A 13,664-nucleotide genomic window follows, 5' to 3' on the forward strand; every position below is an offset into this window, starting at 1 on the left:
CGACACGCGGGACTTGGTCCCTGATCACGGGGATCTTGGAGGGTCAGCTGGTTTCGCCGGCGACGCTGAAGGATCGCAGCCGGTCGACGGCGAGCACCGTCCCCGCCACGGTGATCAGGACGCTCATCACCACGGCCAGCGGGATGCCGACCGTGGCGGTCAGGATCTCGGTCGGAGCGATCTTGTCGGCCAGCGCCACCACGTACTGCTGAATCGACAGCACCCGGGTGCCGCTGACGAAGTTGCCGAGCAGCCCCTCCCAGATCAGCACATAGACCAGGCCGAGCAGCACCGGCCGCCGGGTGAGCAGGCTCAGCGCCAGGAAGAACGCCGAGTACGCCAGCGCACCGATCGCGCTGACCGCGACCAGGGCCAGCCCGAACCGTACCGAGTGGGCGAGCACCCCGGCGACGTAGAGCGGGATCGCGGCGGTGACCGTGGTGACTGCGGTCGCCACGAACAGCTTGGGCAGGATGATCTGCCAGCGGGGCAACGGGGTGGTCAGGATGTGGACGACGGTCCCGTCGTCGATCTCGGAGCCGAGTACGCCGGTGCCGACGATGAGCGCGACGACGGGCAACACGACGGCCAGTCCGAGCCCGAGTACGACCGCCTGCCCCCAGGCGTCGGCGTCGATGCCGACGATCCGGGACGCGACGGCGAGCGCGATCACCAGCAGCGGTAGTGGGACCAGCAGCAGGAACCGGCGGCGACCGAACAGGCCGCGGGCGGTGATCCAGGTGACGGTGGACAAGAAGACTCCTTCATAGACGATCGGCGGGCGCGGTGCCGGGCACCGTCACGCCTCCACCAGGTACGAGAACACGCTCTCCAGCGACTCGTCGGAGGGCAGCAGGCGGCGGACCTGGATGCCGGTGGTGAGCGCGACCCGGGGCAGCACCCGGGTGAAGGTGCCGTAGTCGCTGGCACGGACGGTCAGGCCGGCGCGGTCGAGTTCGACGCCGGCGACCGACGGCTCGGCGATGAGCGCGGTGGCCAGCCGCCGGTCGTCGGTCGACTGGACGGCGAAGACGTGCGGCCGGTTGGTCATCAGCCGCCGGATGGAGCGGAAGTCGCCGGACGCGGCGAGCCGGCCGGCGACGATGACCTGCACGGTGCCGGACAGCTGCTCGACCTCTTCGAGGATGTGCGAGCTGAACAGGATGGTCCGGCCGGCGTCCCCGAGCCGGTGCAGCAGGTCCATCATGTGCATCCGCTGCCGTGGGTCCATGCCGTTGAACGGCTCGTCGAGCAGCAGCACCTGCGGGTCGTGGACGAGGGCGGCGGCGACCCGGGCCCGCTGCCGCATGCCCTTGGAGTACGTGCCGATCCGTCGGTGTTGCGCGTCGGCCATCTCGACCATCTCGATCGCCGCCTTGGCGGCGGCGACCGGATCGGGCAGCCCGTGCAGCCGCGCACTGGCCAGCACGAACTCGTACGCGCTGAGGAACGGGTACGCCGCCTCACGCTCGCTGACCAGCCCGAGCCGCCGGTAGACCGACGGGTTGCGCCAGGTGGGCGCGCCGTCGACGGTGACGGCTCCCCGGGACGGGGCGAGGAAGCCGGCCATCATGTGCAGCAGGGTGGTCTTTCCGGCGCCGTTCGGGCCGAGCAGCCCGGTGACGCCCGGGCCGAGGGTCATCGTGACGTCGTTGACCGCGACGACGTTGCCGTACCAGCGGGAGACGCCCGCCAACTCGACGTGGCTCATGAGGCGGCGACCTTCCGGTATCGGGCGAGCAGCAGCAGGACGCAGGCGGTGACGAGGGCGACGGCGAACAGGGCGTACACGGGTCCGAAGTCACCGGGCATGCCCGCGGCCCCGCCGTCGAAGGTGATCAGCTGGTCGCGGAACAGCCAGATGCCGATGCCCTGCACGAGGGTGGACGGGGCGGCGATCCCGGCCAGTTCGTTGACGGCCTGCGACGGCATGACCGACAGCACCCCGGCGACCGGGGTGGTCATCAGGAAGACGGCGACGATGCCGCCGGCGGCGAACGCCCGCTTGCCGGTCAGGGAGGCGACGAGCAACCCGACGACGCCGAAGAGAACCGCCCACATGCCGGCGTAGAGCAGTCCGGGCACCAGGTCGAGGAACTCGTCCCAGACCGCGCCGGCGCCGCCGTCGATGGTGAACGCGGCCCCGAGGAACATCAGCAGCTGCGGTCCGCCGAGCAGCAGCCAGACCGCGGTGACGAGGGCGACCAGCTTCGCCAGGGCGTAGTCGCCGCGGCGCAACGGCCGGGAGAAGTAGAGCGGCAGGACGCCGCTGCGCAGGTCGCGGGAGACCAGCTCGGGCGCGACGATGGCGACGAAGAAGATGACCAGCCAGCTCAGCCCGTCGGCGAACTGGGCATAGGTGAACAGGACCTCGCCGAGCTGGGCCCGTACGCCGGCGGCGATGACCGCGACGAGGGTGACGATGCCGACGATCAGCCAGGGGAAGATCTTCGCCTTGGCGCTGCGGCCGAGGCCGAACGCCGTACGCAGCGCGTGTACGTAGAGCGAGCCGACGACGTACCGCCGGCCGAGCCGCGGCCCGGTGTAGCGCTGGTATCCGATGTCGTGGATGACGCCCGCCGGGGCGTTGGTCTCAGGCGTTGGCACTGGTGGTCTCCCTCTGGGCGAACAGCTCGGCCACCCGGTGCCGCCGCTGGTCGAGACGGTGCAGCGGCAGTTCGAGTTCGGCCACCGCGGTCATGATGAGGTCGTACGTCCGGTCGCTTTCGACCGGTACGAGCAGCAGCCGGCCCTCCCGGCGCACCGGCAGCCGGTCCGCGGCGAGGCGGGCGGCGAGTTCGTCGACGCCCTCGCTGACCTCGATGGTGAGCACGTCGGTGGCGCCGGTCATGGCCGAGATGTTGTCGGCGCGCAGCAGCCGGCCGCCGTCGATCGCGATCAGCGAGTCGCAGATCCGCTCGACCTCGCCGAGCAGGTGCGAGCAGACGAGTACGGAGATGCCGAACTCGGTGCCGATGCGCTGGATGAGGTTGAGCATCGCGTCGCGGCCGGCCGGGTCGAGTCCGTTGGTGGGCTCGTCGAGCAGCAGCAGGTCGGGGTCGTGTACGAGGGCCTGGGCGAGCTTGACCCGCTGTTTCATGCCGGTGGAGTAGCCGCCGATCTGCCGGTAGCGCTCCTCGTAGAGGCCGACGTGGCGCAGCGCCTCCGAGGCCCGTTCCCTGGCGATGGTGCGCGGCAGCCCGCTGATCCGGCCGAGGTGGGTGACGAACTCGGCCGCCGACAGGTCGGGCGGCAGGCTCTCGTGTTCGGGCATGTAGCCGACCCGGGCCCGGACCTGCTCGGCCTGCGTCGTGGGGTCGAGATCGAGGACCCGGACCTGGCCGCTGGTCGGTTCGAGCAGACCGAGCATGATCTTGATGAAGGTCGACTTGCCCGCGCCGTTGGCGCCGACCAGGCCGACGATGCCGGGCTCGACCGTCACCGTCAGGTCGGACAGGGCGGTCACCCGCCCGCCGTACGTCTTGGTGAGCGACTGGGTCGCGATAAGTGTCACGACGCTCAGCGTAGGGATCGGCGGGCCGTCGTGGGACCGACCGAAGTCGACCCTTTTCCCTGAGCTTGCCCTGACGCCCCGGGCCGGCGACCCTAGGGGCGGTCCCCCGCGCACCGGTGGACCGTGGCGGGCGGCGGTCACCATCGGTGCGCGATGATGGGGCAGGTTCCGGGACGGTAACGGCTGGGACGGAGGCGGTGCCCGTGCGGTCGCGCCGTGGCACTCTCGACCGATGTCCGCCGGGGCTGCGAAACTGTGTGCCGGTCAGCAGTTGGGGGTGCGATGAGCAACGGGTGGGTGCTGCCCGATGGGGTGCTGCGGGACGCGCCGGCGTACACGCCGCGCCCGCACGAGCTGGCCGATCTGGAGCTGCTGCTCTCCGGCGCGTACGCCCCGCTGACCGGGTTCCTCGGCCGGGCCGATCTGAACGCCCAGCACCTTCGCGGCCGGCTCGCCGACGGCACGCCGTGGCCGGTGCCGGTGACGCTGGAGGTGCCGGTCCAGCTCGTCACCAACTTCGACCTGGACAACCCGCTGCACCGGGTGCTGGTCCTGACCGATCCGGAGGGCGCGCCGCTGGCCGCCGTCGACGCCACCGATCTCTGGATGATCCGGGACGGCTGGGCCGGGGTCGGCGGCACGGTCCGGCGGCTCGGCGACGGCGCCCACGGCTCGTTCCAGCGGCTGCGCCGCGCACCGGCCGAGATCCGCGGGCTGCTGCCCCCGGGCCGGGTGCTGGGAGTGCTCGCCGACCGGCCGTTGCACCGGCCGCAACTGGCCCAGATCGCGCACGCGGCCCGTACCCTCGCCGCCCACGTGCTGATCCTGATCCCGTTGACCGAGCACGGGGTCGACGGGTTGGCGCCCGAGGTGCTGGTCCGCAGCGTCTTCGCGGCCCGCGACCGGATGCCGCCGGCCACCCTGGTCGTGGTGCCGATGACCCGGCGCGGCGACGAGATCCGCGACGCGCTGCTGCGGGCCAGGGTCGCCGCCGCGTACGGGGTCACCCATCTGCTGTCGACCGGCGACACCCTGTCCGGCGGCGGGTTGCGGGTGCTGGTGCCCCGCGAACTCGCCTACGACAGCCGTGACGGCCAGTGGCGCTGGCGTGACGACATCCCGCCGCGCAACCGGCGGCTGGCGCTGAGCCCGGCCGAGATCGAGGACCTTCTCGACCGTGGTTTCCCGCTGCCGGAGTGGCACACCCCGCCCGCGGTCGCCAAGGAACTGGCCCGGGCCCGGCCGCCGCGCCGGCACCGCGGCCTGGTGCTCTTCTTCACCGGACTGTCCGGCTCGGGCAAGTCGACCATCGCCCGGGGGGTCGCCGACGCGCTGCGGGAGAGCGGCGAGCGGACGGTCACCCTGCTCGACGGTGACGTCGTACGTCGGGAGTTGTCCGCCGGGCTCGGGTTCAGCAAGGCCGACCGGGACCTCAACGTACGCCGGATCGGCTGGGTCGCGGCGGAGGTGGCCCGGCACCACGGGTTGGCGATCTGCTGCCCGATCGCCCCGTACGCGCGGGCCCGGGCGACGGCTCGGGCGATGGCGCACGCCGCCGGGGCGGGTTTCGTGCTGGTGCACGTCGCCACCCCGCTGGAGGTGTGCGAGCGGCGCGACCGCAAGGGCCTCTACGCGCGGGCCCGGGCCGGCCAGTTGACCGGGATGACGGGCATCGACGACCCGTACGAGGTGCCGACCGACGCCGAACTGGTCCTGGACACCAGCAACTCCAGCATCGAGGCGGGCGTCGAGGCGGTCCTGCACCATCTGATCGAGACCGGCTGGGTGGAGCCGCACCTGCCTCCGACGGAGGCCTTAACCGGGCCTTAGCTCCGACACAGCGCGGTCCTATCCCGAACTGGGCGAACCTTTGGTCCACAGGCAACCGAAGGAGGCCCACAGTGACCCGGAAAATGATCATCGCCCTGGCCGTCGGCGGGGTGGCCGCCCTGGCCATCACCGGTACGGCGATCGGCGCCGTGGCGTCGGACACCGGCCAGGACCGGAAGCGGACCGTCGCGGCCGCGCAGACCGGTGACGCCGGCACCGGCGCGGCCACCGACGCGGTCTCGGCCGAGCGGGCGAAGGAGATCGCGCTCGCCGAGGTCGGCGGCGGCACGGTCGAGGAGGTCGAGCGGGACCGCGAGAACGGCCGTCCGGTCTGGGAGGTCGAGATCGACCAGGGCACCATCGAGTACGAGGTCGACGTCGACCGGCAGACCGGCGAGGTCGTCAAGGTCGAGCGGGACGACGACGATGACGACGACCGGTACGACGACTGATCCCGGCACGAAGGCCGGCCGCCGGATCCTCCACGGCCGGCCTCGTGCGGCTCGTGGCGCTACCGGGGACGGACGTCGACCTGGAACTGTGCCTGCCGACCGAGGGTCCGGTACGCGACCAGCGCGAACGGACTGCTGTCCACCCGTGAGTCGTAGCCCTGCTGGTTGCGCGGGGTGTCGAAGTAGACCATCGCCTTGACCCGTGGGAAGAGCCGCATCTGGTTGCCGACCGAGCGGTAGAACTCGGCCTTGTGGCCGGGGTTGCGGTCGGAGTGCCAGACCCCCCACTCGCTGAGCATCAGCGGCTTGTCGGGATAGCGGGCCGCCGCCCAGTTGTAGAACCCGGGCCAGGACGGGTGCTGGCCCGACCGCCGGTTCATCAGCTCGGCGAAGTCGCCGTGGCCGTAGCCGGGATCGCTGTAGGCGTAGGCGTCCCAGGCGATCCAGTCGACGACGTCATCGCCGGGGTAGAGGTCGGGAAACCACGGCTGGACGTTCCACGGCACGTACGCCATGTGCACCAGGGTGGCGACGATGCCGGTGGCGCCGGCGTCGCGCAGCCGGGTGACGACGTGGCGGAACATGGCGGCGTAGTCGTCGGCGGTGTAGCCGGAGCCGGGCTCGGGGCGTACGTCGTCCTCCGGCTCGTGGTGCACGGTGAAGAAGAACTGCTCCGGGAAATTGGTCCGCAGGTGCGCGGCCAGCCGGTCCAGGTAGGCGTCGGTCGCCGGGTCGCCGGCCGCGATCCGGGCCCATGAGACGCCCTGCGGCTTCCAGTTCAGGAAGAGCAGGCGCGGGGTCCGGGGGTCGCGCACGATGGCGATCTCCTCAGCGGTCGGGAAGACCTCGGTGCCCCGGTGGTAGGCGTGGTAGATCGCCTGCGGCCGGCCGGTCTTCAGCTCGAACTCGCGCAGCGCCGTCGTACGGGGGTGCCGGTGTGCGCGCCCGGTGCGACGCCCCACAGCACGCCACAGGTGGGTACGAGTTTCGCGCCGACCACGCAGTCGGGGTCACCCGGCGGGCCGGTGGCGGTGGGGCCGGGCGTGGCCGACGGGCCGACCGGCCCGGTCGGCGTCACCGTCGGGGTGGGCGTGGGCGTCACCGTCGGGGTGGGCGTGGGCGTCACCGTCGGGCTCGGTGTCAGCGTCGGCGGCACCGTCGGGTCGCCGGAGGGCGTGGCGGTCGGGTGCGGTGTCGCGGACGGGCTCGGTGTCGATGGGGTCGGGCTGCCGGACGGGGTCGGGGTGGCCGTCGGGGTCGGTGCCCCGGACCCGCCCGGTGCCGCGGCGGCCGGCGCACCCGGTGCCCCGGCGGTCGGCACGCCCGGGGCGCCGGCGGTCGGCACGCCCGGCGCGCGTCCGCCGTGGGCACCGAGCCAGGACAGCCACAGGGTGGGCTGCGCCAGCGCCTCGGCCGGCCGTACGCCTTCCTTGGCGGCGAACCGGGCCAGGGTGTCGCCGCCGGGTACGGTCACCGCGAACGAGTACGTGCCCGGACCGCGTACCTCGTCGGTGACGTCGAAGGCGACGCCGGGGTCGGCGGGCCGCGGCGCCGCGGTGGCCACCACCGCACCGAGCCGGGGCGCGGACCGGTCGGTGACCGACGACTCCCGCCAGGTGTTGCTCGGCACCCGGGTCAGCTCGATGTGGCCGGGCAGCTCGGTGCCCCGGCTGGTGAGCCGGATCTCGACGCGGGCCGGTTCGCGACCGCCGCGCAGCGGGCCGACGGTGAACTTGAGGTAGGTGACCCGCGCCGCCCCGCCGGTGCCGCCGGCGACCAGTTCGGAGCGGTCGCCGGTCGCGGTCGTGGGTACGTCGGTCGCGGTGTAGGTGTCGTCGCTGACCGGGATGCGCTGGTCGGGACTGGCACCGACCTGCCCGCCGAGATGTCCGAGCAGGACCGCCAGGGCGATGGCGGCGACCGCGGTGCCGGTCGCGCCGAGGGTGTCCCTTCTGACCATGGCCGGAGGTCCTTCCGTGCCTGGGGCGAGCCCTCGTCGGCAGCTGCGCCCGTCCGTTGCCTCCCACTTTCCTGACACATGTTGCTTAAGACACATTTAACCGGTAGAGCAGGCTAAATCAGCTAAAGCCTCATTTACTCCTCGATCGTTATCTTCCGGTCATCCTGCGCCTGTCCTCACTTGAAGAGTTACGTACGGCCCGACCGCCCGTTTACCCCTCGGGGGAGATACGCCGCCGAAGTGATAAACCCCCCAGACATGCCGTCATCCGACAAGCCGGTCGGACGGCGCCGCCACCTGCGGAAGGGCCCCCAAATCTGATGGACGCGTCTCGTCCGGTGTCTCCAGACCTGTCCGACCACCTCGGCCTGCTCCGCCGGCAATGGTGGGTCGTGCTCGCGCTGCTGGTCACCGGGCTGGCCGCCGCGGGCGTGGTGACCAGCGCGCAGACCAGGGTCTACGAGTCGTCGACCTCGGTTCTGGTCCAGCCGGCCGGCCAGGACACCAACGTGGTCGGCGGACGGACCAGGGGCGACATCAACCTCGACACCGAAGCCCAACTCGTCCGCTCCACCGCCGTGGCGACCGGTGCCGCCGAACTGCTCCGCGTCGACACCCCCGCCGACGAACTCGCGCACGACGTCTCGGTCAAGGTGCCGGCCAACACCTCCGTGCTGGTCATCACCTTCGCGGCCGGCGCCCCCGAAGCGGCCCGCGCCGGCTCGCACGCCTTCGCCGAGGCGTACCTGCGCAACCGGGAGGCCAGCGCCCGCACCGACCTCGACACGCAGATCGCCGCCCTCAACAGCAAGATCAAGGAACTGGACGCGGCACTGGTGCAGATCAACGGCCGGCTCGCCGGACTGTCCGCGGGCAGCCCACAGCGGGCCAACCTGGAGAGCCAGCGCGCCACCACCCAGGCCCAGCTCAACTCGATGACCGGCAAGCTCAACGAGTTGACGACCGCCACCGTCAGCGCCGGTCGGATCATCAGCGACGCCCGGCTGCCGGCCCGGCCGAGCCGGCCGGACACGCTGCTCAACCTGGCCAGCGGGGGAATGCTCGGTCTCCTGCTCGGGTTGGGTGTGGCCGCCGCCCGGGAACGCCTCGACCGCCGGGTCCGCGCCGGCTCCGACGTCGGGCGGGCCGGCGTACCGGTGCTCGCCGAACTGGGCGACCGGACACCGGGCGTCGACGACCTGCACCAGCCGTACGGACCGGGCGGGCACACGTACTACCGGCTACGCAACGAGGTGCTCGCCAGCCTCGGCCCCGACGACCGGATCGTGGTGGTCACCGGCGCCAGCCGGGGCAGCGCCTCCACCCTCGTCGCCGCCAACCTCGCCGCCGCCCTCGCGCACACCGGCACCGAGGTCGTGCTCGTCGGCGCCAACCCGACCGACAGCATCGCCGACGCCGCCCCGCTCGCCCGGCTCTTCGGCGTGGCACCCACGCCGGGCCTGTCCGAGGTACTGGCCGGCAAGGTCGACCTCGACACCGCCGCCCAGCGCGCCCCGCGCAACCCCTGGCTGCGGGTGCTGACCACCGGCGGCACCGCGACGGCCGGCGGCCTGCTGCGCTCGCCGTACCTCGGCGAGGTGCTCGACCGGCTCAGCGGCGGCACCGCGTACGTCGTCCTCGAGGCCCCGTCGACGGCGAGCAGCGCCGACGCGCAGAGTCTCGCCTCCTTCGCCGACGCCGCGATCATCGCGGTCGAGTTGCGCCGGACCCGCCGGCCCGAGGTCAGCGACGCGGCCCGGCAACTGCACCGGGTCGGCACCCCGCTGCTCGGCGCGGTGGTCATGCCGCGCCTCACCCCGCACCGGGACGGCGAACCCGGGGCCCGCGAGGGACGTACGGCAGCCGCGGCGCAGCCCGCCGGTGGTCCGGGGCGCGCCGACCGGAAGTCCGGCCCGGCGAAGCGGCCCGGGTCGCGGGGCAACGCCGCCCGCGGCGCCACGCCGTCCACTCCCGACGGTGCCCGGGTCGCGCAACTCGACCTCACCGCCGGCACCGCGCTGATCCGCACCCGGACGGGTACCGGCAACGGGACGGACCCCGCCGCACCGGACGTGCCCACCGGCACCGCCGACGGCGGCCACCACGGCTCGGTCGCCCGTACCGGCGGCGCGGGCCGGGACGGCGACGGTGGCGTGGACACCGCCGTGCTGCACCGGCTCGACCGGGTCACGCTGGCCGAGATGGACCGCTCCCCGGCCGACGGCTGGCCGACCACCGGTGACGGCGGGCGGTCGTCGGCACGTACCGGCGGCCCCGGCGGGCCGGGCCGGTGACGGTCGTCGCCTCGGCCCCCGGCCAGGATCGGCCGCCCGACCCGGCGGTGCCGGCCGGCGGGCCCGGCCGACACCGCGCCGGTGCCGGGTACGGCGCGGGCCGGGACACCGCCGCGGGCCGCAAGCAGCGGTCGGCCGGACCGCCCCCGGGGTTGCCCGCCTGGCCGGTCACCGCACTGCTCCTGCTCTATCCACTGTGGTGGGCGCTCGGGCTCGGCGTACTGATCTTCCCGATCCTGGCGGTGCCGATGGCGTACGCGCTGCTGCGCGCGCACCTCGCTGGCCGCCCGGTACGCCTGCCGCCCGGCTTCTGGCTGTGGGCCGTCTTCCTCGCCGTTCTCGTCGTGAGCATGGCCGCCCTCGGCTCCGAGCCGACCGGCGCGGTTCCCGGCCCGGCGTCCGGCCGGATGGTCGGCGTGCTCTTCCGGCTCGTCGAATACCTGGCGATGACCGTGCTGCTGATCCACGCCGGCAACCTCACCGAACGCGAACTGCCGGTCCGGCGGCTGGTCCGGCTGCTCGGCTGGCTGTTCGTGGTCACCGTCGCCGGTGGGCTGCTCGGGGTGTTCGCCGGCACGTTCGAGTTCACCTCCCCGGTCGAGCTGCTGCTCCCGCCGGAGATCCGCGGCCGGGGGTTCGTGCAGTCGCTGGTGCACCCGTACGCGGCGCAGATCCACGACATCATCGGCGACCAGCGCCCCCGGCCGGCCGCCCCGTGGGGCTACACCAACACCTGGGGCAACAACTTCTGCCTGCTCGTGGTCTGGTTCGTGGTCGCGGTGTGGGGGCAGGTGACCCGGCGGCGTACCCGGCTGCTCGCCCTGGCCTGCCTCGCCGTCTCGGTCGTACCGGTGGTGATCTCGCTCAACCGGGGGCTGTGGATCGGGCTCGGTCTGGCCGCCGGGTACGCCGCCCTGCGGCTGGCCCTCGCCGGCCGGGTCTGGGTGCTCGGCGCGCTCGCGGCGGCCGCCGTGGTCCTCGCGGCCGCCCTGGTCGTCACCCCGCTCGGCGACGTGGTCACCGCCCGGCTCGACAACGGCAAGTCCAACGGGGTGCGGTCCTACCTCATCGAACGGGCGGTCGCCGGCGTCGCCGAGTCGCCGGTGATCGGATACGGCTCGACCCGGACCACGATCGGCGGCCGCCACTCGATCACCGTCGGGGAGAGCGCCGACTGCGAACGGTGCGGCAACTTCACCATCGGCGGCAACGGGCAGCTCTGGCAGTTGCTCATCGCGCACGGGCTGACCGGCACCTTCGCGTACCTCGGCTTTCTCGGTTACGGAGTGTGGCGATTCCGCCGGGACCGAAGTCCGGTCGGGATCGCCGGGAGCTGCGCGATCCTCGGCTCGTTCGCCGCCATGCTCTGGTACAACGCGCTGGTCACCCCCCTGGCGTTCATGTTCTTGGCCTACGCGCTGCTATGGCGCAACGAGGGGAGGCAGGCAGATGAGTCCGGTCAGCACCGCACCGGCACACCTGACCAACGGTGACGCCGAGTTGCGCGCCCGATATCTGGAGGAGGTGCTCGGCCTGCTCTACCCGGCGCCGTGCACCCTCGACGAGAAGCAGCGGGCCGACGCCGGCCCGATCGCCGGCTATCTCGTGGTGCCCGACGCGCGGCGGCCACGGTTACTCGTCCCGACCCGGTCGCGTCGGGTCGCCGCCGCCGCCGTACGTCACTACGCCGAACCGCAGTCCCGGCCGGCCCGGCTCAAGCGCGACGCCGTCGTCCTGGCCCTGCGCAGCGGAGCGTCCCGGGTGCTGCTGCGGGACCGGATCCGGGTCACCGGCCCACCCGGCAGCGGCATCGACGGATACCTGCGCCGGCAACTCGACACCGACCTGGCCCTCAGCGTCCACATCGGACCGGCCCGGGCCAACCGGAAGCCGGTCCTGCAGCTCATCTCCCCCGCCGGCGAGACCACCGGCTTCGCCAAGCTCGGCGTCGGCCCGCTGACCCGGCGGCTGGTCCGCGCCGAGACCGCCGCGCTGACCGCGCTGTCCCATGTCGACCTGCGGCACCTCATGGTGCCGGCGGTACGGCACGCCGGGCAGTGGCACGGCCACCAGGTGCTGGTGCAGTCCGCGCTGCCGGTCTGGGAGCCGCGCCAGCCGTTGCGGCCGGACCGGCTCACCGACGCGATGCGCGAGATCGCCGCCTGCTGCGGCATCTCCCGCGGCTGGCTCGCCACCAGCCCGTACTGGGCCGAGATGCGCGACCGGCTCGCCGCCGTCGCCGACCGGCCCGAGGGTGCCGTACTCGCCGGGGCCGCCCGGTCGCTCGCCGCCCGCGCCGGTGACACCGACCTGCGGTACGGCGCGTGGCACGGCGACTGGGCGCCGTGGAACATGGCGTCGCTCGGCGACCGGCTGCTGGTCTGGGACTGGGAACGCTTCGCCACCGGCGTACCGCTGGGGTTCGACGCCCTGCACCACGACCTGCAACAGCGCATCATGTCCGACGGTGACGCGGCGGCCGCGGTCGAGGCCACGGTCCGGCAGGCCCCGCTGCTGCTCAGGCCCTTCGACACCCCGCCCGGCACCGCCGAACTGACCGCGCTGCTCTATCTGATCGACCTCGCCACCCGGTACCTCGCCGACCGGCAGGCCGAGGCCGGCGCCCGGCTCGGGGTGCTCGGCACCTGGCTGCTACCGGTCCTCATCCGCCGGGCGGAGGGCTACCAGTGATCAGGTCCACGCGGGTGCCCGAACCGCTCAAACGGGTCGCCCACCTCGGCTCCCGCTCCTACGGCCGGCTCACCGCGCCGGCCCGGATGCTGCCGTCGTTCCTGATCTGCGGCGGGCAGCGGTGCGGCACGACCTCGCTCTACCGGGCCCTGGCCGCCCACCCGGCGGTCCTGAAAGCCGTGCTGCACAAGGGTGTGCACTATTTCGACACGTCCTACCACCGGGGCATCGCCTGGTACCGGGCGCACTTCCCGCTCCAGCGCACCGCCGACCGGCTGGCCCGGCGGCACGGGGTGCCGGTGCAGACCTTCGAGTCGAGCCCCTACTACATGTACCACCCGCACGCGCCGGCCCGGATCGCCCGCGACCTGCCCGGTGTGAAGCTGGTCGTGCTGGTCCGCGACCCGGTCGAGCGGGCCTACTCGCACCACGCCCACGAGTTGGCCCGCGGCTTCGAGTCGGAGACCTCGTTCAGCCGGGCGCTGGCCCTGGAGCCGGCCCGGCTGCGTGGCGAGCGGCAACGGCTGCTCGGGGATCCGGCGTACCACAGCTTCGCCCACCAGCACCACGCCTACCGGGCCCGCGGCGAGTACGCCACCCACCTCACCGAACTGGCCGCCCGGATCGGGCGGGAGCGGATCCACGTGGTCGAGAGCGAACGGTTCTTCACCACCCCGGGCGAGGTCTACGACGAGGTGCTGGACTTCCTCGGCCTGCCGGACCTCGGCCACCCCGGGTTCGAACGGCACAACGCCCGGCCGCGCGGCACCGCCGTGGAGGACCGGGTACGGCGGGAGCTGACCGCTTACTACGCCCCGTACGACGAACAGCTCACGGCCTGGCTCGGCCGCCCGCCCTCGTGGCGCCGGTGAACGTCACGGCCGACCGCGTTCCGTCGACTGTGGACGGAGGAGCGGCGGGCA

12 protein-coding genes are annotated in these 13,664 nt (G+C 73.1%); 6 read left to right on the plus strand and 6 right to left on the minus strand.

What is annotated here, in order from left to right; translation table 11 throughout:
* Positions 1–43: 43 nt before the first annotated feature.
* Genes Prubr_RS07095 through Prubr_RS07110 form a run of 4 tightly spaced genes read right to left on the minus strand, consistent with a single transcriptional unit; the run spans position 44 to position 3,514 of the window.
* Positions 44–754, minus strand: a complete 711-nt coding sequence (locus Prubr_RS07095; protein WP_212822747.1) for an ABC transporter permease — start codon at positions 752–754, stop codon at positions 44–46.
* Positions 755–799: 45 nt separating this feature from the next.
* Complete coding sequence (locus tag Prubr_RS07100) at positions 800–1,711, minus strand: ABC transporter ATP-binding protein (RefSeq protein ID WP_212822748.1); 912 nt, start codon at positions 1,709–1,711, stop codon at positions 800–802.
* A complete protein-coding gene (locus Prubr_RS07105) occupies positions 1,708–2,607 on the minus strand; it encodes an ABC transporter permease (RefSeq protein WP_212822749.1) in 900 nt (299 codons plus the stop codon). Before Prubr_RS07105 ends, Prubr_RS07100 begins: the two co-directional genes overlap by 4 nt.
* On the minus strand, positions 2,594–3,514 hold the full coding sequence (locus Prubr_RS07110; protein ID WP_212822750.1) for an ABC transporter ATP-binding protein: 921 nt from the start codon (positions 3,512–3,514) through the stop codon (positions 2,594–2,596). Before Prubr_RS07110 ends, Prubr_RS07105 begins: the two co-directional genes overlap by 14 nt.
* Positions 3,515–3,796: 282 nt before the next feature.
* On the opposite strand from Prubr_RS07110, the gene cysC reads away from it, so the two are divergent.
* Positions 3,797–5,344: an adenylyl-sulfate kinase gene (gene cysC / locus Prubr_RS07115; RefSeq protein ID WP_212822751.1), complete on the plus strand. Its 1,548-nt coding sequence runs from the start codon at positions 3,797–3,799 to the stop codon at positions 5,342–5,344.
* Between the two features lie 71 nt (positions 5,345–5,415).
* Complete coding sequence (locus tag Prubr_RS07120; RefSeq protein WP_246568411.1) at positions 5,416–5,796, plus strand: PepSY domain-containing protein; 381 nt, start codon at positions 5,416–5,418, stop codon at positions 5,794–5,796.
* A 59-nt stretch (positions 5,797–5,855) separates the two neighbouring features.
* On the opposite strand, the gene Prubr_RS07125 is transcribed toward Prubr_RS07120, so the two are convergent.
* Entirely contained in the window at positions 5,856–6,758 is a 903-nt protein-coding gene (locus tag Prubr_RS07125; protein ID WP_212822752.1) for a glycoside hydrolase family 26 protein, read from the minus strand.
* On the minus strand, positions 6,692–7,756 hold the full coding sequence (locus Prubr_RS07130) for a CBM96 family carbohydrate-binding protein (protein WP_212822757.1): 1,065 nt from the start codon (positions 7,754–7,756) through the stop codon (positions 6,692–6,694). Before Prubr_RS07130 ends, Prubr_RS07125 begins: the two co-directional genes overlap by 67 nt.
* Positions 7,757–8,094: 338 nt before the next feature.
* Between Prubr_RS07130 and Prubr_RS07135 the strand changes: the two genes are divergently transcribed.
* From Prubr_RS07135 to Prubr_RS07150, 4 genes are read left to right on the plus strand one after another with little or no spacing between them, the layout of a single operon-like run.
* Positions 8,095–10,050, plus strand: coding sequence for a Wzz/FepE/Etk N-terminal domain-containing protein (locus tag Prubr_RS07135; RefSeq protein ID WP_246568413.1), 1,956 nt, complete (start codon positions 8,095–8,097; stop codon positions 10,048–10,050).
* Positions 10,047–11,543, plus strand: coding sequence for an O-antigen ligase family protein (locus Prubr_RS07140; protein WP_212822761.1), 1,497 nt, complete (start codon positions 10,047–10,049; stop codon positions 11,541–11,543). Before Prubr_RS07135 ends, Prubr_RS07140 begins: the two co-directional genes overlap by 4 nt.
* Complete coding sequence (locus Prubr_RS07145) at positions 11,500–12,741, plus strand: hypothetical protein (protein ID WP_212822763.1); 1,242 nt, start codon at positions 11,500–11,502, stop codon at positions 12,739–12,741. The genes Prubr_RS07140 and Prubr_RS07145 overlap by 44 nt, the downstream gene beginning before the upstream one ends.
* Positions 12,741–13,613: a sulfotransferase domain-containing protein gene (locus Prubr_RS07150; protein WP_246568874.1), complete on the plus strand. Its 873-nt coding sequence runs from the start codon at positions 12,741–12,743 to the stop codon at positions 13,611–13,613. The genes Prubr_RS07145 and Prubr_RS07150 overlap by 1 nt, the downstream gene beginning before the upstream one ends.
* Positions 13,614–13,664: the final 51 nt, after the last annotated feature.

Source organism: Polymorphospora rubra (genome assembly GCF_018324255.1).
GTDB classification, from domain to species: Bacteria; Actinomycetota; Actinomycetes; order Mycobacteriales; family Micromonosporaceae; genus Polymorphospora; species Polymorphospora rubra.

What these genes read in the sequence shown, in the direction of transcription:
- Prubr_RS07100 (WP_212822748.1), bottom strand. Translation starts at nt 1,711, where the DNA reads ATGAGCCACGTCGAGTTGGCGGGCGTCTCCCGCTGGTACGGCAACGTC.
- Prubr_RS07130 (WP_212822757.1), bottom strand. Translation starts at nt 7,756, where the DNA reads ATGGTCAGAAGGGACACCCTCGGCGCGACCGGCACCGCGGTCGCCGCC.
- cysC (WP_212822751.1), top strand. Translation starts at nt 3,797, where the DNA reads ATGAGCAACGGGTGGGTGCTGCCCGATGGGGTGCTGCGGGACGCGCCG.
- Prubr_RS07145 (WP_212822763.1), top strand. Translation starts at nt 11,500, where the DNA reads ATGAGTCCGGTCAGCACCGCACCGGCACACCTGACCAACGGTGACGCC.